A 23,219-nucleotide genomic window follows, 5' to 3' on the forward strand; every position below is an offset into this window, starting at 1 on the left:
CGCTCGAATCGTCTCAGGTTGGGGTATGAAGATCTTCCAGGACCGCTTTTTAGCGCAATTTTTCTAACGCAGCTTTTTTTAACGCAGCTTTTTTAACGCTTCGAGGACTCCATGAGCGAATCCACTCAACCGCCGGTGGTCATGCCGGGTGCCAACGCGATTCAGCCTCGCGCCGCACTCTGGGCGATCACGCTGGTCGCGGTCGCCCTGTCGCTTTTTCAGCTCTACTCGGCGGGTATTCAGCCGCTCGGGCTTTTCTACCAGCGCAGCATTCACCTGGCGCTGGTCATGCTGCTGGCGTTTCTAATGTTTCCGGTGTTCGGCCCGGATCGTAAGCGCGGGGCGCTCGGCTGGGCGCTCGATGCCGTCTGCTTCGCTGGCGCTTTGATCACCGGCGGCTATCTGGTGTTCTTTCTCGATGAGATCATCAACCGCGCCGGGTTCTGGAACCAGACCGACATCATCGTGGCGATGATCGCGACCGTCACGGTGCTGGAAGCGAGCCGTCGCGCGGTGGGACTCGGCATGACCATCATCGGGCTGATTGCCATCGTTTACGCCCTGGCCGGCCCCCGGGGCGAGCTTCCCTGGCTTGGTGAGTGGCTGCCGGGCATTCTCTCGCACCGTGGCTATACGCTGGACCGCGTCGCGGGGCAGCTCTATCTCGGCCAGGAGGGCATCTTTGGGCTGCCGCTCGGCGTGGCGGCGACCTACATCTTCATCTTCGTGCTGTTCGGCGCCTTTCTCGAGAGTACCGGCGCGGGGCGATTCTTCATCGATATGGCCTACGCCGCCACCGGGCGCCAGCGCGGCGGCCCGGCAAAAGCTGCCGTGCTCGCCTCGGCGGGCATGGGCTCGATCTCCGGCAGCGCCATCGCCAACGTGGTGACCACCGGTGCCTTCACCATTCCGCTGATGAAAAAGCTGGGCTACAAGCCCAAGCAGGCCGGCGGTATCGAAGCCGCGGCTTCGACCGGCGGGCAGATCATGCCGCCACTGATGGGCGCCGGTGCCTTCTTGATCGCCGAGTACACCAACACGCCGTATCTGGAAATCGTCAAGATCAGTATCCTGCCGGCGATCATGTACTTCGCCACGGTCTATCTGTTCGTGCATATCATTGCGCTCAAGCAGGGCATGCAGGGCATGCCGCGCTCCGAGCTTCCGAAGATGCGCCAGGTGATGAAGGACGGCTGGCACTTTCTGCTACCGCTGGCGGTGCTGGTGTGGCTGCTGGTGCTGAATCTGTCACCGATGCGGGTGGGGTATTACGCAGTCATCACCATGGTGGCGGTGGCGGTGATTCGCTACGCGCTCTGGTACTTCTTCGTTGCCCCCGGCCAGGGCCAGCCGGTGACCGCAGCGCGTACCAAAGCGGTGGTCTGGTCGGGGTTGACCAAACTGGTCGAAGGGCTCGAACTGGGCGCGCGCAACGCCGTGGCGGTATCGATGGCCTGCGCCGTGGCCGGAATTATCGTGGGCGTGGTGGGGCTGACCGGGCTCGGGCTCAAGTTCTCCTCGATGATGCTCGCGTTCTCTGGCGGTAACCTGGTGTTGGCACTGGTCATGGTGCTACTGGCGAGTCTAGTGCTCGGCATGGGGCTGCCGGTGACCGCCAGCTACATCGTGCTGATCGTGCTGGTGGGGCCTGCCTTGACCAATGAGTTCGGCGTGCCGCTTCTGATCGCACACCTGGTGGTGTTCTGGTACTCCCAGGACTCCAACGTGACCCCACCGATTGCGCTGGCGGGCTTTGCCGGGGCGGCGATTGCCGGCAGCAAACCGATGGAAACCGGCTTCCAGGCCTGGAAGTTCGCCAAGGGGCTCTACCTGATTCCGCTGTTCATGGTCTTCAATCCGGAGATCATCATTGGCGGGCCGGTGCCGGTCGTGATCTGGAATGCGGTGATCGCGATCTTCGCGCTGTGCGCCTTTGCCGCCTCGCTCGAAGGCTATCTGTTCACGCGAATGAGCTGGCAGGCGCGTCTGGCGGTCGGCGCGGCGATCTTCGGCGTCTTCTACCCAAGCCTCTGGACCGAGCTTGCGGGCGTGGTCGTGATGGCCGTGATCATCGCCGCCAACTACCTGGCCAGCCGCCGTGAGGAGCACCCGGTCATGCCGTGACCGGCCTTGAGTGAGCGCTATAAAAAAGCCCGGGACGCCATGGCGTCCCGGGCTTTTTCGTTCAGGCCTTTTTCGTTCAGGGCTTAAAAGCGTTAGAAGATCGACTCTGCCGCGCCGGAGCCCTGGGAGCCGGTTGCTTCCTCGAACTCGCGGCTCACCGTGCGCGCCTGATAAGAGGGCAGATTATCCTCGCGGAACAGCTCAGTGATACCGCCGGACTGATTGTCATAAAGCCGACGTCCGTTGTCCGGGTCGACCCGTGCGGTCACCACGTTGCTCGGACGCTCCGGCAGCGCCGACGGCGTACCCGCCAGGGCCTGGCCCATGAAGTCGATCCAGATCGGCAGCGCGGCGCTGGCGCCGTACTCGGCGGTGGTTTCGTTGCTGTCCTTGCCGACCCACACCGTAGTCACCAGGTTGCTGTTGAAGCCGGCGAACCAGGCGTCGCGCTGGTTGTTGGTGGTGCCGGTCTTGCCGACGATATCGTCCCGGTCGAGACTGAGCGCGGCGCGCCCAGTGCCCGAGGTGATGACGTCGCGCAGCATGTCGCGAAGGATGTACACCGCCGCCGGGTCGGCCACGCGCTTGGCGATGGGGTAGCTCTTGCCGTCGATCTCGACGCTTTGCTGGCCTTCGGCGCAGCTCGCGCAGGCGATGCTGGGCGTGGCTTCGTCGAGAATTTCGCGGTCGTCGTTACGCGTGACGCGCTCGATGAACCAGGGCGAGACCTGGAAGCCGCCGTTGGCGATGACCGCGTAGGCGTTGGTCATCTCCATCGGCGTAAGGCTTGCGCTACCGAGGGCCAGCGACAGCCCACGCGGCAGGCGATCCACCGAGAAGCCGAAGCCTTCCAGATAGTTGATGGTCGGGGTGATGCCCATCGACTGCAGTACCCGGATGGTGACCAGGTTGCGCGAGCGGGCCAGCGCCGGGCGCAGGCGCATCGGGCCCTGGAAGTCGCGGCTCGAGTTCATCGGCCGCCATAGCGAGTCGCTGCCGTCATCGACCACCAGCGGCGAGTCGTTGACTACGCTCGCCGCGGTCATGCCGCCGTCGTCGAGCGCGGCGAGATAGATGAACGGCTTGAAGATCGAGCCGGACTGGCGCTGGGCCTGAATGGCGCGGTTGAATTTGCTGGCGTTGAAATCGAAGCCGCCCTGCAGCGCGAGAATGGCGCCGGTGCGCGGGTCCTGCACCACCAGCGATCCCTCGACGTCCGGGCGCTGGGAAAGGCGTAGCGAGCCGTCATCGCTTTCCACCACGCGAATCAGATCGCCCCGCTCGGCGATTTGGCTGGCATTGGCGGGCTCGCCGCCGCGGCTTCGCGGGCTCAGATACTGGCGGGCCCAGTTCAGGCCGTCCCAGCCGATGGTTTTAAGTTCACGGTCACGGGTCAGCACCTGCATTTCGCGGCCGCTGCTTTCGACCACGATGGCTGGCTGCAAAAGCCCGTAGTTGGGCGTGCGCTCGATCACCTGAAGCCAGTTGGAGACGTCGCCATCGATGCCTTCGATTTCGGTCTGGCTGCGTTCGGCGGCCTGGCGCGCGGTCTGGCGAATCTCCGGCGACTCGGAAAGCTCTTCCTCGAGCCCTTGGGTCGTGGTCTGCTCCTGGGCTTCGACCAGGCTCGCGGCGATGTCGCTCTGCTCCGGCCCGCGCCAGCCGTGACGGCGGTCGTATTCGATCAAGCCATCGGCCAGCGCCTGACGCGCGGCGGGCTGAAGCTCGCTATCGATGGTGGTATAGATGCGGTAGCCGCCGGTGTAGGCGGTATCGCCAAAGCGCTCGACGGCGTACTGGCGCGCCATTTCCGAGACGTAGGAGGCGTCCACTTCGGTTTGCGTATAGTGGCGACGCGCGGTGACCGGCTCCTGCACCGACGCCTGATAGGTGTCGTTATCGATGTAACCCAGCTCGCGCATGCGAAACAGGATCCAGTTGCGGCGAATCAGCGAGCGCTCGGAGTTGGCCAGCGGGTTGAACGCCGACGGCGCCTTGGGCAGGCCGGCGATCATCGCGGTTTCGGCCAGCGTGAGCTCGGAGAGCGGGCGGTCGTAATAGGTCTCCGCGGCGGTGGCGATGCCGTAGGCGCGGTTGCCCAGAAAGATCTTGTTCACGTAGAGCTCGAAGATCTGCTCCTTGGAGAGCACCTGCTCCATCTGAAGCGCCAGCAGGATCTCGCGAATCTTGCGCGTGAAGGTCTGATCCAGAGTGAGCATGTAGTTACGCGCGACCTGCATGGTGATGGTCGAGCCGCCGGACTGGATCGTGCCGCCACTGCTGGCAAGCTCCACCGCAGCACGGGCCAGACCCCGCGGGTCGACCCCCGCGTGCTCGAAGAAGCTCGAGTCCTCGGCGGCGATCAGCGCATTGATCATGTTTTGAGGGATTTCGTCGAAGTCCACCACCATGCGGCGCTCTTCACCGAACTCGCCGATCAGCCGGCCGTCGTTGGTGAAGATACGAAGCGGGGTGTGGAGCTCGAAATTTTGTAGCTGACGCACATCGGGAAGCCCGGGCGAAAAGTAGATGGCAGCGGCGATCACCGCCAGCGCCGTGGCGCCCACGAGGGCGACCACCGCGGAGAACAGTGACACGAGAAGAGTTCGTAAAAACGTCATGAACAGAGGGCACCCGTGGAGATAAAAGAGGTACGGCGTCCAGCTGGCCGTATTGCGCAATTGGGCACCATTATAAGAAGCCTATCCACCGGCCACCAGTGTTGATATGCCATGTGGGCCTTAACGTGTCGCGCCGCTAAAAATAAGGTAACCTCGCTACACGCTCGGTAAAACGATAAAACCAAACGGGATCCCATGCGCTTATCAACGTCTGGAAAGGGATTGATCGGGGTCGATATCACCTCGGCCACCGTCAAGCTTTTAGAGCTTAAACAGCTGGATACCAACTATCAGGTACAAAGCTACGCCGTACGCCCGCTCAAGGAAGGCGCGGTGGTGGAGCGGCGTATTCGCGATATCAACGACGTGGCGCGAGTACTTAGAGCCGCCGTCGAACACGCCAAACCCACTACACGCAAGGCCGCCGTCGCGGTACCGGCGAGTGCGGCGATTACCCGCACCCTCACGTACCCCGCATCGCTTGGCGAAGAGGACATCGAAGCGCGTATCATCGAGGAGTACGACCGCCACGTTCCCTTTCCGTTCAACGAGGTGGCGTTCGATTTCCAGCGCCTGGGGTTGGTGCCCGGCGACGACACTCTGCAGCAGGTGATTTTAGTGGCGTGTCGCCAGCGCGATGTCAGCCAGCTCACCGATACCCTGATCCAGGCCGGGCTCGAACCCGCCGCCGTCGACGTTGAAACCTTCGCCGTGGAGCGCTCGTTTGGCGAGCTCAGACGCCAGATCGATCTGGCCGAGGCGTCGCAGTCGAACATCGCGCTGGTGGATCTGGGCGCGACCATGAACGCTTTCCACGTGCTCGACCACGGCCGCATCATTTACAGCCGCGATACCGTTTACGGGGGGCGCCAGCTCACCGATAACATCCGCGAGCGCTATGAGCTGACCAACGAAGAGGCGGGGCTTGCCAAAAAGCGGGGCGGGTTGCCGGAGGACTACGAAAAGAGCGTGCTCGATCCTTTCATCGACACCGTCGTACAGCAGGTAGGCCGCTCTCTACAGCTTTACTACACCGCCGGGCGCAAGCGGCGCGTGGAGCATCTGGTGCTGGCCGGCGGGTCGAGCGTGATTCCGGGCCTTGCCGAGCGCATCGCCCAGGAGAACGACCTGACGGTGACCCAGGCCAATCCGTTTCAGCGCATGAAGCTTCGCTCGCGGATCAACGTCAAGGGGCTGACCAGCGACGCGCCGGCAATGCTCACCGCCTGTGGGCTTGCCATGAAGGTGAGCCAGTGAATATCAATATTAATCTGCTGGCCTGGCGCGAAGCGCGTCGGGAGAAGCGCACCAAACAGTTTTACGGCGTGCTGGCACTGGCGCTTGCGCTGGGTATTCTGGCCGCCCTCGGCGTTTCGCTCATTTATCAGCAGGAGCTCAACGAGCAGGCGATGCGTAATGACTATATCGTCCGTCACATCGAGCAGCTCGACCAGCAGATCGAGGACGTCAAGCGCTACCAGGAGGATGCTGCCCAGCTCAACAAACAGCTGGCCCTGTTCAGGACGCTGCAAAGCGAGCGCGTCGATACCGTCGAGCTCTTCAACGCGCTGGCGGCCAGTTTGACCGACGGTGTGGTCTACGAAGAGCTCAGCCGTGAAGGCCCGCGGGTGAGTGTGACGGCGACGGCCAACGACGAGCGCCAGGTCTCCGAGCAGCTTCGCCGCCTGGCCCGCGTGCCGGGCTTCGCGGTGCCGGTGCTATCGGAAGTCACCAGCGCGCCGGACGAGCAGGGGCGGCGTTTTCGCTTCGAGATGATTCAAACGATGCCCACTGTCGAGGCCAGTGCGACGACCGAGGAGACCGCCCAGTGATGAGTAAAGCCCGGGCGCGCCAGGAGTGGCAGCGTCTCAAGGAAGTCGAGGTGCAAAGTCTCGATCTAAAAGAGGCCGGCGGCTGGCCGATCTTTTTGAAGGCGCTGTGCGTGATACTGGTGTTCGCCGTCGCCTTTGGGGCTCTGATGGCTTGGCAGGTGAGCGAAAAGCGCGCTGGCCTTGCCGAGGCCAAACGTGAGGAGGCGCGCCTTTTAAGCGACTACCGCGTCAAGGCCTCGGAAGTGGCGCTCTTGCCCAACGTTCAAAGCCAGCTTGAAACGCTTGGCGGACACATGGAGCGCATGCGCGCGATGCTGCCCACCAATGTCGAAATTCCGTCCCTTCTGGACAGCATCAGCGATGCCGCGGTGGATAATCGTCTTACCATCGAGGTGATTCGCCTCGGCGCGCCGGTGGCCAACGAGCATTACATCGAGCATCCGCTGGATATTCAGGTGCGCGGCGGCTACCACCAGCTGGGCCGCTTCGTCGCCGATATCAGCCAGCTGGCGCGCATCGTGACCCAGCACGATTTGACCCTCACCGCCGTCGAGCCGCCGGGCGAGTCGCTACGGTTGACGCTGGATGCGCGCACCTATACCTATATCGACGAGGCTCGACCCGACGAGGTAGCGCCATGAGTCCGCGCGCGCTAACGCCGCTTTTGCTGACCGCTTTGCTGAGTGGCTGCAACGACGCCATGCTCGACCAGCTCGATGCCACGCTTGCCGACATTCGGCGCGAACCGAACGTGCCGGTGGCCATCGACGCCGCACCGTTTCCCGAGCCCGCGCTATTAAACTATCGATATAGCGAGTCACGCAGCCCGTTTTTGGCGCCTGAGCGGCTCGCGCGCAGTGAGACAATCGCAACGCGCAATAGCGCCCTAGCGCCGGATACCGAGCGCCCGCTGGAGCCGCTGGAGGCCTTTGCGCTCCCGTCGCTACGCCTGGTAGGTACGCTTCAGATGGGCACTCAGCGCGTCGCCCTGATTGCAACGCCGGACGGCAGCGTCGTCACCGTGCGCGAAGGCAATCACCTGGGCACCAACTACGGGGAGATTACCCGCATTACGCTGGACGAGGTCACGCTGGTCGAGCGCATCCTTGACGAGCAGCAAGGGTGGCAAACGAGCCCGGCCGCCCTGTCGCTGCAGCCCTGAGGCGCTTGTGAGCTGCGGTTGAGCAACCATTTTCGTTGGACGTTTATTTGGACATCCCTGTTTATGATCACCATTGCCCGCAGTACCGCGCTTTGTCTGCTCGCCCTCTCTGTGCTCGCTTGCCCGGCGCTTGCCTCGGCGGCGCTATTGACCGACCTGGAGGTGCGTGATGCGCCCCAGAGGGAGGTCGAGCTACTGCTGTCATTTGACGGCGCGCCGGGCGAGCTGACTGGCTACGCGCTGGAGGCGCCGCCGCGGCTGGCGCTGGATCTGGCCAATACGCAAAACGGGCTTGCCGAGCGAAGCCAGGCCGTGGGGCTGGGTGGGGTGGAGCGCATCACCACCATCGAAGGTGGCGGGCGCACGCGACTGATCGTCGATTTGAGCGGCGCGCACACGTTTCGCTCGGCGGCCTCGCCCAGCCGGCTCAGCGTGTTTCTTACCCCCACCGCCATTGGCTCCCAGCCGCCGGTCGCGTCCACGCCAAGCGCCGCCAGCGTCCCCACCGCCCCACCGTCACCGCGCCCGGCGCCGGCCGCCTCTAGTGGGCCAAGCATCGAGGACATCGATTTTCGCCGCGGCGCCAACGGCGCCGGGCGACTTCTGGTCACGTTCAGTCAAAGCGGGGTGAACGCCCGCGTCGAGGAGGCGGGGCTTGGCGTGGTGAACGCCACCTTGCCGGGCGTCACGCTGCCCGCGTCGCTCGACCAGATTCTCGATGTCACCGACTTCGCCACGCCCATCAATCGCATCACGCCGCGCACCACCGCCACGGGCACCCAGCTCGAGCTGCAAACCCAGGGGCCTTATGCGCTGCTCTCCTCGCAAAGCGGGCGGGTGCTGACCATCGACGTCGAGCCCGTGGCCACCCCCGCCGATTCGCTTGCCCAGGGGGCGGAAGAGCGCTTTACCGGCGACCGGCTGAGCCTCAACTTTCAGGACATCGAAGTGCGCTCGGTACTCGCCACGCTTGCCGAATTCACCGGGCTCAACCTGGTCGCCAGCGACAGCGTCACCGGCCGGGTCACGCTGAACTTGAACGACGTGCCCTGGGATCAGGCGCTGGCGCTGATTCTGCAAAGCCAGGGACTATCGAGCCGCGAGCAGGGTAACGTGATCGTGATCGCCCCGGCTGGGGAGCTCGCCGAGGTCGAACGTCAACAGATCGAGTCGCGCAATCAGCGCCAAACGCTGGCGCCACTGGTGACCGAGTTCATCGAGGTGCGCTACGCCCGCGCCGAGGACTTCGCCCAGCTCTTGCGCGGCGCCGAAGGCTTTGGCCTTTTGACCGACCGCGGCCGGGTCAGCGTGGACCAGCGCACCAATACGCTGCTGGTGCAGGATACCGCCGACCAGCTTCGCGAAATCGTGGCCACCCTCGACCGGCTCGATGTCGCCGTGCGCCAGGTACAGATCGAGGCGCGCATCGTCATCGCCCGCGATAACGCCTCCCGCGAGCTGGGGGTCAACTGGAGCGCCTCGAGCACTCGCGGCTTTCAGATTAACGAGTTTGGGCAAGGCGTTCGTCGAGACCTCAATCCACAAGGTCTCAGCCGTGCTCGGGGCGGGCTCGCCGTGGACCTTGGCCCCGGCGCGGTCGCGGGCACCGGTTTCAGCTTCGGCTATCTCTCCGGCGACGTGCTGCTGGATCTCGAGCTTCGAGCACTCGAAAGCGAGGGCAAGAGCCAGACGATCTCCCAGCCGCGCATCATCACCGCCAACCAGCGCACCGCCACCATCCGCCAGGGCGAGGAGCGCGCCTTTCAAAGCGTCGATGCAGAGGGCAACCCGGATACCCAGTTCAAGGAAGCCGAGCTTTCGCTCGAGGTCACGCCGCAAATCACTCCGGACAACCGCATCATCATGGATCTGGTGATCAAGAACGATAGTTTCCGCGAAAGCGAATTCGGTGGTGAGCCGCCCATCGATACCAACCAGATCGAAACCCAGGTGCTGGTGGACAATGGCCAAACCGTGGTGCTGGGCGGCATCTTGACCACCGAGCAGCTCAGCCAAATTTCCAAAACGCCGCTTCTGGGCGATCTGCCGCTTTTGGGCCGGCTGTTTCGCTATAACCAGGAGAGCAATGAGAAGGTAGAGCTGTTAGTGTTTATTACTCCACGACTACTCGATGATGGTTTGACGGTTCGCTGATGCAGGATTTACCCAATCTTTTTCTGGTCGGCCCGATGGGAGCCGGCAAAAGCACCATCGGCCGTTTGCTGGCCGCGGAGCTTTCACGCACGTTCTTTGATAGTGATCACGTGATCCAGGACCGCTGTGGCGCGGACATTCCCTGGATTTTCGACGTCGAAGGCGAGCCCGGTTTTCGCCTTCGCGAAGTGCAGATGATCGACGAGCTCACCAGGCTTTCTGGGGTGGTGCTGGCCACCGGCGGCGGTGCGGTGCTGCGCGAAGAGAACCGCCGGGCGCTGCGCGAGCGCGGCACCGTGGTGTATCTGCTGACCACCGTCGAGCAGCAGCTCAAGCGTACCGCCCGCGACAAGAACCGCCCGCTTTTGCAGCGCGTCGACCGCGAGCAGGTACTCAAGGATATGTTTTTACTGCGTGACCCGCTCTATCGCGCGACCTCGGACATTACCGTACGCACCGACCGGCGAAGCCCGCGTGCGGTGGTCAACGACATTTTGCGCCGCGCGCGGCGCTTGAACGATCCGCTGGAAAGCCGCCAGCTCACCGACTCCGGGGTATCCTCATGACTGCCAACGCCCGTCGCACCCTCAACGTCGCGCTCGGCGAGCGCAGTTACCCCATTCATATCGGCCGCGGCCTGATCGGTGAACCCGGCCTGCTGGCGCCTTATCTGGCGGGCCGCCAGGTGATGGTAGTCACCAACGACACTATTGCGCCGCTCTACTTGAAGGCGCTGATGGACGCGCTGCCCGAGGAGTGCGACGTGCGTACGGTGTCGCTACCCGACGGCGAGCGCTATAAGAACCTGGAGCAAGTCGAGCGCATCTGGGATGCGCTGCTGGGTGCCGGGTTCAATCGCCGCTGCACGCTGATCGCACTCGGCGGCGGCGTGATCGGCGACATGGTCGGCTTTGCCGCCGCCGCCTATCAGCGCGGAGTGGCGTTCATTCAGGTACCGACCACGCTGCTCTCCCAGGTAGACTCCTCGGTGGGCGGCAAGACCGGCGTCAATCATCCGCTGGGCAAGAACATGATCGGCGCTTTCCACCAGCCTCGCGCGGTACTCATCGATATCGACACGCTGGCCACACTCCCGCCGCGCGAGCTCTCCGCCGGGCTTGCCGAAGTGATCAAGTACGGCTTGATTCGCGACGAGGCGTTTCTTGGCTGGCTCGAGGAGCACATGGACGCGCTTCGCCGTATTGATGCCGATGCCGTCAGTGAGGCGATCGCGGTGAGCTGTCAGATCAAGGCCGATATCGTCGCCGAAGATGAAACCGAGCAGGACGTGCGGGCGCTTCTGAACCTGGGCCACACCTTTGGCCACGCCATCGAGGCGCACCAGGGGTACGGCAACTGGCTACACGGTGAGGCGGTCGGCGCCGGGATGGCGATGGCGGCCACACTCTCCTTCGAGCTTGGGATGATCGACGAGCCGATGCTCACTCGCGCCCGGACGGTGATCGAGCGCGCGGGGCTGCCGCTGGCCGCGCCGTCGAACATGAGCGTCGAGGATTTTCTCAGCCGGATGCGGCTGGACAAGAAAAACGTCGATGCCCGGCTCAGGTTGATATTGCTCAACGCTCTGGGTGAGGCGGTGATCAGCGATCAGACGCCACCGGATACGCTTAACGAGCTGCTTCGGCGCTACCCGCGAAGCGAATAATTCCGTTCTTCTGTCTTTGTCTTGACAGCAGGCGTCGACCGGCGCCTCTAAAACCCGCCCACGTGGCGGGTTTTGGCGTTTGGGTCATGCGTAAAGCCAATGGTTGCGCCAATCGGTATGCCGTATGCGTTATCGGCATGGATAAAAGCGGTGTTGTTAGACTAAAGTCTATGTGGCATTCGGGCTCACGCAGACTACGCATGATATCGGCTTAAGTGGTTGACGGAGCTATGTTTTTTGGTTGGGTGGTGCTGCAAATACAGGATTTGGCGAGAGTTTTGAGAAATTTGGCGCGGTCGGGCGATTGCGCCAGGTGGGGGCAAGTGGCTATGCTGAGCGGCCATTTTCCTAAGGCAGCGAACGCCAGGGAGCCGGGAGCTCGGGCGGGAAAGGCAAGAAAAAATAAAAAGAAAACCCGCTATTAAAGCACAAGTTCGCTGCCAGTAAAACACCTTGACTAGAGGCACGCCCATGAACAAAGGTCTTCATCAGCCTGGCGAGTTTCGCGATAACTGCGGTTTTGGGCTTATCGCGCACATGCAAGGGGAAGCCAGTCACGATCTCCTCAAAACCGCCATCGAGTCGCTGACCTGCATGACCCACCGGGGCGGCATCGCCGCCGACGGCAAAACCGGCGACGGCTGCGGGCTGCTGCTGAAAATGCCGACCCGGTTCATGCGCGATGTCGCAAAAGAAGCGCTGGGCACCGAGCCCGGCGAGCGCTTCGCCGTGGGGGTGATCTTTCTGCCCAATGACGATGCGCGCGCCCGGACGGCCCGCGAGACGCTGGAGCGCGAGCTCGACAGCCGCGGCTTGAAGCGCCTGGGCTGGCGCGAAGTGCCCACGGATTCGAGCGTGTGCGGCCCGATGGCGCTCGATTGCCTGCCGCGGATCGAACAGATTTTCGTCGAGCCCGGCGATAGCGCCAATTTCACCGTCGATCTGTTCATGGCCCGGCGCTACGCCGAGCAGGCCTTGAAGAAAGAGGAGGATTTCTACGTCGCCTCGCTCTCTTCTGAAGTCGTCTCCTACAAGGGCCTGGTGATGCCGGAAGATCTGCCGGCCTTTTACAAGGACCTGAACGATTCGCGCCTGGAAACCGCCATCTGCGTATTCCACCAGCGTTTTTCGACCAACACCGCGCCGCGTTGGCCGCTGGCCCAGCCGTTTCGCCTGCTCGCCCACAACGGCGAGATCAACACCATCGAAGCCAACCGCGGCTGGGCGAACTCCCGGAAGGCCAACTTCGCAAGCGAGCAGTTGCCGGACATCGTCAAGCTCGACGAGGTAGTCAACACCACCGGCTCCGACTCCTCGAGCATGGACAACATGCTCGAAGTGCTGCTCACCGGCGGCATGGAGCTTCATCGCGCCGTGCGCATGATGGTGCCGCCGGCTTGGCAAAACGTCGAGACCATGGACGCGGAGCTGCGCGCGTTCTATGAGTACAACTCCATGCACATGGAGCCCTGGGATGGCCCCGCCGGCGTGGTCATGACCGATGGCCGCCAGGCGGTGTGCATGCTCGACCGTAACGGCCTGCGCCCGGCGCGCTGGGTGATGACCAAGAACGGCTACATCACGCTCGCCTCCGAAACCGGCACCTACGGCTACAAGCCGGAGGACGTGGTGGCCAAGGGGCGCGTCGGCCCGGGCCAGATGCTCGCCGTCGATACCCAGACCGGCGAAGTGCTGCATACCGACGACATCGATAACCGCCTGAAGTCCGCCTACCCCTACAAGCGCTGGCTGAAAGAGCAGGCGAGCTATCTGGAGTCAGCGCTGACCGAGCTTGCGCGGTTCCAGAGCATGGATACCGATGCACTCAACGTGCAGCAGAAGATGTTCCAGGTGACGTTCGAAGAGCGCGACCAGGTGCTGCGCCCGCTGGCGGAAAGCGGCCAGGAAGCGGTTGGCTCGATGGGCGACGACACGCCGATGGCGGTGCTGTCGAGCCGCCCGCGTCTTCTGACCGACTTCTTCCGGCAGAAATTCGCCCAGGTGACCAACCCGCCGATCGACCCGCTGCGCGAGGCGATCGTGATGTCGCTGGAAACCTGCTGCGGCGCCGAGCTCAACGTCTTCAAGGCGACCCCGGAACACGCCCATCGCCTGATTCTGACCACGCCGATCCTGTCGCCGCGCAAGTTCACCGCGCTGGTCAGCCAGGACGATCCGGCGTTTGCCAGCTGCCTACTCTCGCTTGGCTACAACCCGGACGAGACCAGCCTCAAGCAGGCCGTCGACGCGCTGTGCCAGAAGGCCGAGCGCCAGGTGAAAGAGGGCTGCGTGCTGCTGGTGCTCAGTGACGCCGAGCTGCCCAAGGGCGAAGTGCCGATTCAGGCCGCGCTCGCCGTGGGTGCGGTACACAGCCACCTGGGCCGTCTTGCCATGCGCCCGATGGCGAACATCATCGTCGAGACCGGCTACGCCCGCGACGCTCACCAGATGGCGGTGCTCTTCGGCGTGGGCGCCACGGCGGTCTACCCCTGGCTTGCCTACCAGGTCATGGCGGACATGCATCGCGTCGGCGAGCTGACCGGCAACCCGGCGGACGCCCGCGAGAACTATCGTAAGGGCCTGCAGAAGGGGCTGTTCAAGATTCTCTCCAAGATGGGCATCTCGACTTTGGCCTCCTACCGCGGCTCGATGCTGTTCGAGGCGGTCGGGCTCAACGACGAGATCATGGACACCTGCTTCGTGGGCATGGCCTCGCGCATTCAGGGCGCAGGCTTTGGCGAGCTGCAGATGCAGCAGACGCTGATCGCGAAGGATGCCTGGACGCCGCGCAAGGGAATCTCCCAGGGCGGCCAGCTCAAGTACGTTCACGGCTATGAGTACCACGCCTACAACCCGGACGTGGTCATGACGCTGCAGGCGGCGGTGCAGGAAGGCAGCTACGCCAAATGGAAGAAGTTCGCCCAGCAGGTGAACGAGCGCCCGGTGGCGACCATTCGCGACATGCTGAAGCTCAAGCAGTCCGGCGATTCCATCGCCTTGGACGAGGTGGAGTCCATCGAGGAGCTCTTGCCGCGCTTCGATAGCGCCGGTATGTCGCTCGGCGCGCTGTCGCCGGAGGCTCACGAGGCGCTGGCCCAGGCGATGAACGAAGCCGGCGGGCGCTCCAACTCCGGTGAAGGCGGCGAAGACCACGCCCGCTACGGCACCATCCGAAGCTCCAAGATCAAGCAGATCGCCTCCGGCCGCTTCGGTGTGACGCCGTCGTATCTGGTCAACGCCGAAGTGCTGCAGATCAAGGTCGCCCAGGGCGCCAAGCCCGGTGAAGGCGGCCAGCTGCCCGGCGGCAAGGTCAACGAGATTATCGCCAAGCTGCGCTACGCCGTGCCTGGTGTGACGCTGATCTCGCCGCCGCCGCACCACGACATCTACTCGATCGAGGATCTGGCGCAGCTGATTTTCGATCTCAAGCAGGTCAACCCACAAGCGCAGGTCTCGGTCAAGCTGGTCTCCGAGCCCGGTATCGGCACCATCGCCACCGGCGTTGCCAAGGCCTACGCCGATTTGATCACCGTGTCCGGCTACGACGGCGGCACCGCGGCGAGCCCGCTCACCTCGATCAAGCACGCCGGCTCCCCTTGGGAGCTGGGCCTGCCCGAGGTGCACCAGGCGCTGCGTATCAACGGCCTGCGCGACAAGATCCGCCTGCAGACCGACGGCGGCCTGAAGACCGGGCTGGACGTCATCAAGGCGGCGATTCTCGGCGCCGAGAGCTTTGGCTTCGGTACCGCGCCGATGGTCGCGTTGGGCTGCAAGTACCTGCGCATCTGTCACCTGAACAACTGCGCCACCGGTGTCGCCACCCAGGATGACTACCTGCGCGGCGAGCACTTTCGCGGCACCGTCGACATGGTCAAGAACTACTTCCGCTTCATTGCCGAAGAAGTGCGCGAACTGATGGCGATGATGGGCGTGCGCAGGCTGACCGACCTGATCGGCCGCACCGATCTGCTCGAAGTGATCGAAGGGCGCACCGCCTCGCAGCGCGGGCTCGATTTGACCCCGCTTTTGAAAAACGACTTCGTGCCGGCGGATGCGCCGCAGTTCTGCACGGTGAGTCGCAACGTGCCCCACGATCCGGGTGCGAAAAACCAGGAAGTGCTCGAGGCGCTCAAAAGCGCCATCGAGAACCGCTCCGGCGGCGACTTCAGCTTCGATATCACTAACTGCGATCGTAGCGTCGGCGCGCTCTCCTCCGGCGCCATCGCCAAGCGCTATGGCGAAGAGGGCCTGGAAGACGCCCCGATCACCGCGCGCTTCACCGGCGTGGCAGGTCAGAGCTTTGGCGTGTGGAACGCGCGGGGCCTGAATCTGTATCTCGAAGGCGATGCCAACGACTACGTCGGCAAGGGCATGAACGGCGGGCGCATCGTCATCGTGCCACCCAGGGTGAGCGAGTTCGAAAGTCACAAGACCTCGATCGTCGGCAACACCTGCCTGTACGGCGCCACCGGCGGCACGCTGTATGCCGCGGGCGTGGCTGGCGAGCGCTTTGGCGTGCGCAACTCCGGCGCCATGGCGGTCATCGAAGGCGCGGGGGATCACTGCTGCGAGTACATGACCGGCGGTATGATCTGCGTGCTGGGTGAGACCGGCGTCAACTTCGGCGCCGGCATGACCGGCGGCTTTGCCTACGTGCTCGACGAAGAGCGCAGTTTCGTGGACAAGTACAACCACGAGCTGGTCGAGATTCACCGGGTCAACACCGAGGCGATGGAGGCGTACCGCCGCCACCTGCGCGAGACGATCGAAGCCTACGTGGCCGAGACCGGATCAAAGCGTGGGGCAGCCATTCTGGAAGACTTCAGCGACTACGCGCGCCACTTCTGGCTGGTGAAGCCGAAGGCGGCGAGTCTGGGAAGTCTGTTGGATCAATCTCGGCGTCAGCCGCAGTAATCCGAATGTGTCCATCGCCGAGAGGAGAGAGATCATGGCCAACCGTTTGAACAACGATTTCCAGTTTATCGACGTGGGTCGCAAGGACCCGCAGAAAAAAGAGGCGCACGCGCGCGCCAAAGAGTTCGCCGAAATCTACGAGCCGTTCAAGCCAACGGACGCGGCGAGCCAGGCGCACCGCTGCCTGCACTGCGGCAACCCGTACTGCGAGTGGAAGTGCCCGGTGCACAACTACATTCCCAACTGGCTGCAGCTCGTTGTGGAAGGCAACATCATCGAAGCCGCGGAGCTTTCGCACAAGACCAACTCGCTGCCGGAAGTGTGCGGGCGCGTCTGCCCGCAGGACCGTCTCTGTGAAGGCGACTGCACGCTCAACGATGGCTTTGGCGCAGTCACCATCGGCTCGATCGAGAAGTACATCACCGACACCGCCTTCGCCATGGGTTGGCGCCCGGACATGTCCAAGGTGGTCTGGACCGACAAGAAGGTCGCGATCATCGGCGCCGGCCCCGCGGGCCTGGGCGCGGCGGACATTCTAGCGCGCAACGGCGTCAAGCCCGTGGTGTTCGACCGCCACCCGGAGATCGGCGGGCTTTTGACCTTCGGTATCCCCGAGTTCAAGCTCGAAAAGAATGTCATGGAGCGCCGCCGCGCGGTGTTCGAGGAGATGGGCATCGAGTTTCGCTTGAACGTCGAGATCGGCGTGGACATCGAGTTCGACACCCTGGTGCAGGAGTATGACGCGGTATTCCTCGGCATGGGCACCTACCAGTACATGGAAGGTGGCTTCCCCGGTGAAAACCTGCCCGGCGTTTACAAGGCGCTCGACTTTTTGATCGCCAACGTCAACCGGCGCCTGGGCTTCGAGAAGGATCCGGCGGACTACATCTCGATGGAAGGCAAGCGCGTGGTGGTGCTCGGCGGCGGCGATACGGCGATGGACTGTAACCGCAGCTCAATTCGTCAGCGCGCGGCGAGCGTGACCTGCGCCTACCGCCGCGACGAAGAGAACATGCCCGGCTCGCGCCGCGAGGTGGCCAACGCCCGGGAAGAGGGCGTCGAGTTTCTCTTCAACCGCCAGCCCATCGCCGTGGTCGGCGAAGGTAAGGTGGAAGGCGTGAAGGTCGTGCGCACCCGGTTGGGCGAGGCCGATGAAAACGGCCGCCGCCGCCCGGAAATCGTGCCCGGCTCCGAAGAGGTGATCCCGGCGGACGCGGTCGTGGTCGCCTTCGGTTTCCAGGCAAGCCCGATCCCCTGGTTCGAGGGCTCGAGCATCGACGTCTGCGAGCGCAACCTGGTCAAGGCCCCGGAACACGGTCAGTACGCCTTCCAGACCACCAACGAGAAGATCTTCGCCGGCGGCGACATGGTCCGCGGCTCGGATCTGGTGGTCACCGCCATCTATGAAGGCCGCCAGGCCGCTGAGGGTATGCTGGATTACCTGGGCGTGTAAGTACGATTACCCAGCGTAGCAAGGGAGGCGAATGCCTCCCTTTTTTGTTTCCAGCGGGCTCGTTTGAGCGTTGATCTAACGGAAGGCTAGCCGCGAATAAAGCGGTGCGTAGCCAGTAGCAGTAGCGAAAAACTCAGTAGCGCCACGCTGGCTTGCTGCACGAACAATAGAAACTCCATCGTACTCGTCGTGTTCGACTCAACCGCTAGGTGCTCCTTGTAAGCCAAATCGCTTAGTACCAGCCCAGCGTTGATGCCCACGATCGCGCCGATGCCCGCCAACCATTCAGGGCAGGCGGGAAGCGCTCTGCGCATGAGCGCCAAAAGGGCCCAAACCGCGCCGGCCAGTAGCGACCATGCAAGTGACATCTGTGGGAAAAGATAAAAGCAGGAAATCGAAAAAAGGGTAGCCGAGATAGCTGCCATATAGGGAGCGGCCCTATTCAGCCGCCCGTTTCGATTGACGGGCAATCGCGTAGTATCAGACGTGACCTGGGCGCTTTCGACCATGGCGGCGTGGTTGGCAAAATGGAAAATACCCAGCGGGGCCATACCGGCCAGAAATACGCCTGCAAAGAGCGCTCGAAACCAGTCGCCGGGTTTTATATCGACGGTGACAGCCAGCAGGGTGGCCATTACCAGTAGGATGGGTCCCGCAAGCGTGAGATAAATGTCGCCTCGCCGCCAGTTCGCGGCAAACCCCGGAGAGCGGCTCATTGCCCTGGGGCGCTTGTTCCAAACAGATAGCGCATACGCCAACCAGACGAATGCGCCTCCACCCCAGGCGGATAGAAGCGTTATCAGTGGTTGTTGATTCATGGTGTAAAAGGCGTCCATATGGCTAAATTAAATTTTGTTAAACGTCCAGCCTAAAAGTTAAATGCCTTGAAAGTAAAGTCTTGCTGGCAGGTTGGTTGGAACCGTCTGGGAAGCTGGGGAGAGGCCGCGCTCTGATCGATAGAGGGCGGTGTAGGCAGGCGAGGTGCTCGGTTCAAATTGAGCCTTCGGGCGAGCTCTGGTATTCTGTCATCCCATCCTGGTGTGGCTTTCTGCCGTGCCTTCTGATCACGTTCTTACAGGTTTTCCATGACACGATATATCTTCGTGACCGGCGGCGTTGTGTCCTCTCTTGGCAAGGGCATCGCGTCGGCCTCGCTGGCGGCGATTCTAGAGGCCCGCGGCCTTAAGGTCACCATGCTCAAGCTCGACCCGTACATCAACGTGGATCCGGGCACCATGAGCCCGTTCCAGCACGGCGAGGTGTTCGTCACCGAGGATGGCGCCGAAACCGATCTCGATCTGGGTCACTACGAGCGCTTCATTCGTACCAGGATGACCCAGGGTAACAACTTCACCACCGGCCGGGTCTACGAGCACGTGCTGCGTAAGGAGCGCCGCGGCGACTACCTGGGCGGTACGGTGCAGGTCATCCCGCACATTACCGACGAGATCAAACAGCGCGTCTACGACGGTGGCGAAGGCTTCGACGTGGCGCTGGTCGAGATCGGCGGCACCGTCGGCGATATCGAGTCGCTGCCGTTTCTGGAATCCATTCGCCAGATTCGAAGCGAGCAGGGCGCGAGCCGCGCGATCTTCATGCACCTGACGCTGGTGCCCTACATCAAGACCGCCGGCGAGACCAAGACCAAGCCGACCCAGCACAGCGTCAAGGAGCTTCGCTCCATCGGTATCCAGCCGGATATCCTGATTTGCAGAAGCGAAGTCGAGCTCGAGGAGAGCGAGCGGCGCAAGATCGCGCTCTTTACCAACGTCGAAGAGCGCGCGGTGGTACCGCTTCAGGACGCCGACACCATCTACCGCATCCCGCTGATGCTCCACGAGCACGGCCTCGATGACATCGTCTGCGACAAGCTGCGCCTGGAAGCCGAGCCTGCCGATCTCTCCGAGTGGGTGAAGGTGCTCGACGCCAAGCTCAATCCGCTGAAGTCGGTGAGCATCGCCATGGTCGGCAAGTACATGGAGCTTTTGGACGCCTACAAGTCGCTCAACGAAGCGCTGATTCATGCCGGCATTCAGGGGCGTATCAAGGTCAACGTCGACTACATCGACTCCGAAGACATCGAGCGCCACGGCACCGAGCGCCTGGCCGGCAAGGACGCGATTCTCGTGCCCGGCGGCTTCGGCGAGCGCGGCGTGGAAGGCAAGATCAAGACCGCTCAGTTCGCCCGTGAGAACAACGTGCCGTACCTGGGGATTTGTCTGGGGATGCAGGTCGCGGTAATCGAGTACGCCCGCAACGTCGCCGGCTGGGCGGACGCCAACTCCACCGAGTTCACCCACGACACCCAGCACCCGGTGGTCGGTTTGATCACCGAGTGGCTCAATAGCGAAGGCAAGATCGAGCTGCGCGACGCGGCCTCTGATCTGGGCGGCACCATGCGTCTGGGCGGCCAGGTATGCCACCTTGCCCCGGGAAGCAAGGCGCGTGAAGCCTACGGCTCGGACGAGATCGTCGAGCGCCATCGCCACCGCTTCGAGGTGAACAACCAGTTCATCGACGAGCTCGAAAAAGCGGGGCTGGTGATTTCCGGCAAGAGCGTCGATCAGTCGCTGGTCGAGATGGTCGAGCTTGCCGACCACCCCTGGTACGTAGCGTGTCAGTTCCACCCGGAGTTCACCTCCACGCCGCGCGACGGGCACCCGCTGTTCTCGGGCTTCGTCAACGCCGCGGTCGAGCACAAGGCACAACGCACGCGCGCCCACGCCGCGCCCCACGAGTAAGGAGCCGTCATGGCCTCTGATCAAGGCGTTCGCGAGCGTCACATCGACATTGCCGGCCTCAAGGCCGGCAACTCTCTGCCGCTGATGCTGCTCGGTGGTATGAACGTACTGGAGTCCGCCGAGCTTGCCGATGAGGTCGCTGCGGCCTACGTCGAGGCCACCTCGGCGCTTGCCATGCCCTACGTGTTCAAGGCGAGTTTCGACAAGGCCAACCGCAGTTCGATCAATTCGTTTCGCGGGCCGGGCCTCGAGAAAGGGCTGCAGATACTGGCCGATATCAAATCGCGCTATAACGTGCCGATCATCACCGACGTGCACGAGCCCCACCAGGCGGCGGCCGCGGCGCAAGTAGCGGACATCATCCAGCTCCCCGCGTTTCTGGCCCGCCAGACCGATCTGGTCGTCGCCATGGCCAACACCGGGGCGGCGATCAATATCAAGAAGCCGCAGTTTCTCGCCCCGCACGAGATGCGCCACATCATTGCCAAGTTTGTTGAAGCCGGCAACGACCGCCTGATGCTCTGCGAGCGTGGGTCGAGCTTTGGCTACAACAATCTGGTGGTCGACATGCTTGGCTTTGGCGACATGAAGGAGACCGGCTACCCGCTCTTTTTCGATGTCACCCATGCGCTCCAGCGCCCCGGCGGTCGCGCCGACAGCGCCGACGGGCGCCGCGCTCAGGTAGCGGAGCTCGCCCGCGCCGGTGTCGCCGTGGGCCTGGCCGGGCTCTTTCTGGAAGCGCATCCGGACCCGGACAACGCCAAGTGCGACGGGCCGTGTGCGCTGCCGCTGGATCAGCTCAAACCGTTTTTGACCCAGCTTTCACAGCTCGACGCGCTGGTAAAAGGCTTCGAGCCGCTCGTGATTCGCTAGGCGCGCGATGGGCGCTAACGCCACGGCCGGCGCTCACGGGAAACATCGCTAGTTAGTAGACCGATAATCAAAAAGGACGCTGTCATGACCAAAATTGTGGATATCACCGCGCTCGAAGTGCTCGACTCCCGCGGCAACCCCACCGTGAGCGCCACGGTGCGCCTGGAAAGCGGTGCGGTGGGCCAGGCCTGCGCGCCAAGCGGCGCTTCCACCGGCTCGCGCGAAGCGCTGGAACTTCGCGACGGCGACAAGGCACGCTATCTGGGTAAGGGCGTGTTGAAAGCGGTCGAGGCGGTCAACGGCAGCATCCGCGAGGCGCTACTCGGTATGGACGCGCGCGACCAGCGCGGGCTGGACGACGCCATGCTCAAGCTCGACGGCACCGACAACAAGGCGAACCTGGGCGCCAACGCCATTCTCGCGGTGTCGCTGGCGGCAGCCAAGGCGGCGGCCAACGCCAAGGGCGTGGCGCTCTACGCCCATATCGCCGAGCTCTACGGCAAGCCGGGCCACTACAGCATGCCGGTACCGATGATGAATATCCTCAACGGCGGCGAGCACGCGGATAACAACGTCGATATCCAGGAGTTCATGGTTCAGCCCGTGGGCGCGGCCAACTTCCGCGAGGCGCTGCGCGTCGGCGCCGAAATCTTCCATGCGCTGAAGAAGGTGCTCGCCGCGAAAGGGCTCTCCACTTCGGTGGGGGACGAGGGCGGCTTCGCGCCGAACCTCTCTTCCAACGCCGAGGCGTTGGCGGTGATCAAGCAGGCGGTGGCGGATGCCGGCTACACCCTGGGCACTGACGTGACCCTGGCGCTCGACTGCGCCTCTTCCGAGTTCTACAAGGATGGCCAGTACGTGCTTGCCGGCGAAGAGAAGAGCTTCGATGCCCAGGGCTTCACCGATTATCTCGCCGGGCTTTGCGACGACTATCCGATCGTTTCGATCGAAGACGGCATGGACGAGTCCGATTGGGACGGCTGGAAGGCGCTCACCGACAAGCTCGGTGATAAGGTCCAGCTCGTGGGTGACGACCTGTTCGTGACCAACACGAAAATTCTCAAGCGCGGCATCGACGAGAAGATCGGAAACTCGATTCTGATCAAGTTCAACCAGATCGGCTCGCTCTCCGAGACCCTCGATGCCATCCAGATGGCCCAGGATGCCGGCTTCACCGCGGTAATCTCACACCGCTCCGGTGAAACCGAGGACACCACCATCGCCGATCTGGCTGTGGGCACCGCCGCAGGCCAGATCAAGACCGGATCGCTTTGCCGCTCCGACCGGGTCGCCAAGTACAACCGCCTGCTCATGATCGAGGCGGAGCTTGGAAACGTCGATTACCCCGGGCTAAAAGCGATCAAGGGGCAGTGAGCCTGGGCGCCTCGCCTGTAAGTAATCGTTTAATCGGGTGTAAGAGATCGCTTACCTGACGCTAGGAAAATAGTACTAAAGCGTTGGAAATAAAAAGCTTTCTTTATAATGGATTTTTTAAATAATTGATTTTTATAGGGTTGAAATCTCAAGGCGAGCCTCAGGGCTCGCCTTTTTTAATGACAAGCACTTTTTGCGCTGCGCTTCATCTCTGTCACACTGGCCTCAGGACAAGGGGAGGCAAGGATGCTTTAGGCAGGATAGAGAGCGAAAGAAGCGGTGCGCCGGGGCCACGGTGAACGAGG

The 23,219-nt window shown here is 62.9% G+C and carries 15 protein-coding genes; 13 read left to right on the forward strand and 2 right to left on the reverse strand.

The features are described from left to right. Positions 1 to 111: 111 nt before the first annotated feature. Entirely contained in the window at positions 112 to 2,124 is a 2,013-nt protein-coding gene (locus RN346_RS03705; protein ID WP_311962158.1) for a TRAP transporter permease, read from the forward strand. 92 nt (positions 2,125 to 2,216) lie between these two features. Here the strand turns inward: RN346_RS03705 and RN346_RS03710 are convergent, their stop codons facing one another. Then, entirely contained in the window at positions 2,217 to 4,745 is a 2,529-nt protein-coding gene (locus RN346_RS03710; RefSeq protein ID WP_311962160.1) for a PBP1A family penicillin-binding protein, read from the reverse strand. A gap of 195 nt (positions 4,746 to 4,940) precedes the next feature. Here RN346_RS03710 and pilM point away from each other — a divergent pair, with 195 nt between their 5' ends. The 9 genes from pilM (at position 4,941) to RN346_RS03755 (ending at position 17,926) form a co-directional block, all read left to right on the forward strand. Beyond that, a complete protein-coding gene (gene pilM, locus RN346_RS03715; RefSeq protein ID WP_311960240.1) occupies positions 4,941 to 6,002 on the forward strand; it encodes a type IV pilus assembly protein PilM in 1,062 nt (353 codons plus the stop codon). Continuing rightward, the gene (locus RN346_RS03720; RefSeq protein ID WP_311962162.1) at positions 5,999 to 6,577 is read left to right on the forward strand and encodes a PilN domain-containing protein; all 579 of its coding nucleotides are present in this window, start codon (positions 5,999 to 6,001) and stop codon (positions 6,575 to 6,577) included. Before pilM ends, RN346_RS03720 begins: the two co-directional genes overlap by 4 nt. After that, positions 6,577 to 7,218 carry a type 4a pilus biogenesis protein PilO gene (locus RN346_RS03725; protein WP_263584915.1) on the forward strand — a complete coding sequence of 214 codons (642 nt, stop codon included), beginning with the start codon at positions 6,577 to 6,579 and terminating at the stop codon, positions 7,216 to 7,218. Before RN346_RS03720 ends, RN346_RS03725 begins: the two co-directional genes overlap by 1 nt. Further along, entirely contained in the window at positions 7,215 to 7,739 is a 525-nt protein-coding gene (locus RN346_RS03730; protein ID WP_311960241.1) for a pilus assembly protein PilP, read from the forward strand. The genes RN346_RS03725 and RN346_RS03730 overlap by 4 nt, the downstream gene beginning before the upstream one ends. Before the next feature lie 63 nt (positions 7,740 to 7,802). Continuing rightward, a complete protein-coding gene (pilQ, locus tag RN346_RS03735) occupies positions 7,803 to 9,893 on the forward strand; it encodes a type IV pilus secretin PilQ (RefSeq protein ID WP_311962163.1) in 2,091 nt (696 codons plus the stop codon). Next, positions 9,893 to 10,459 (forward strand): shikimate kinase AroK, encoded by a 567-nt coding sequence (gene aroK, locus RN346_RS03740; RefSeq protein WP_263584912.1) that lies wholly within the window; start codon positions 9,893 to 9,895, stop codon positions 10,457 to 10,459. Before pilQ ends, aroK begins: the two co-directional genes overlap by 1 nt. Further along, the gene (gene aroB, locus RN346_RS03745; RefSeq protein ID WP_263584911.1) at positions 10,456 to 11,559 is read left to right on the forward strand and encodes a 3-dehydroquinate synthase; all 1,104 of its coding nucleotides are present in this window, start codon (positions 10,456 to 10,458) and stop codon (positions 11,557 to 11,559) included. Before aroK ends, aroB begins: the two co-directional genes overlap by 4 nt. 471 nt (positions 11,560 to 12,030) lie before the next feature. Next, positions 12,031 to 16,473 (forward strand): glutamate synthase large subunit, encoded by a 4,443-nt coding sequence (gltB, locus tag RN346_RS03750; RefSeq protein WP_311962164.1) that lies wholly within the window; start codon positions 12,031 to 12,033, stop codon positions 16,471 to 16,473. Between the two features lie 34 nt (positions 16,474 to 16,507). Beyond that, positions 16,508 to 17,926, forward strand: a complete 1,419-nt coding sequence (locus RN346_RS03755) for an FAD-dependent oxidoreductase (RefSeq protein ID WP_311962165.1) — start codon at positions 16,508 to 16,510, stop codon at positions 17,924 to 17,926. An 86-nt stretch (positions 17,927 to 18,012) separates the two neighbouring features. Here the strand turns inward: RN346_RS03755 and RN346_RS03760 are convergent, their stop codons facing one another. Beyond that, positions 18,013 to 18,762 carry a hypothetical protein gene (locus tag RN346_RS03760; protein WP_311962167.1) on the reverse strand — a complete coding sequence of 250 codons (750 nt, stop codon included), beginning with the start codon at positions 18,760 to 18,762 and terminating at the stop codon, positions 18,013 to 18,015. A gap of 249 nt (positions 18,763 to 19,011) precedes the next feature. On the opposite strand from RN346_RS03760, the gene RN346_RS03765 reads away from it, so the two are divergent. The 3 genes from RN346_RS03765 (at position 19,012) to eno (ending at position 22,914) form a co-directional block, all read left to right on the forward strand. After that, positions 19,012 to 20,667 (forward strand): CTP synthase, encoded by a 1,656-nt coding sequence (locus RN346_RS03765; RefSeq protein WP_263584908.1) that lies wholly within the window; start codon positions 19,012 to 19,014, stop codon positions 20,665 to 20,667. A gap of 9 nt (positions 20,668 to 20,676) precedes the next feature. Continuing rightward, entirely contained in the window at positions 20,677 to 21,540 is an 864-nt protein-coding gene (gene kdsA / locus RN346_RS03770; protein WP_263584907.1) for a 3-deoxy-8-phosphooctulonate synthase, read from the forward strand. 84 nt (positions 21,541 to 21,624) lie between these two features. After that, positions 21,625 to 22,914 (forward strand): phosphopyruvate hydratase, encoded by a 1,290-nt coding sequence (eno, locus tag RN346_RS03775; RefSeq protein WP_263584906.1) that lies wholly within the window; start codon positions 21,625 to 21,627, stop codon positions 22,912 to 22,914. Positions 22,915 to 23,219 lie beyond the last annotated feature (305 nt).

Source organism: Halomonas sp. PAMB 3232, from assembly GCF_031954225.1.
Taxonomy (GTDB): domain Bacteria; phylum Pseudomonadota; class Gammaproteobacteria; order Pseudomonadales; family Halomonadaceae; genus Vreelandella.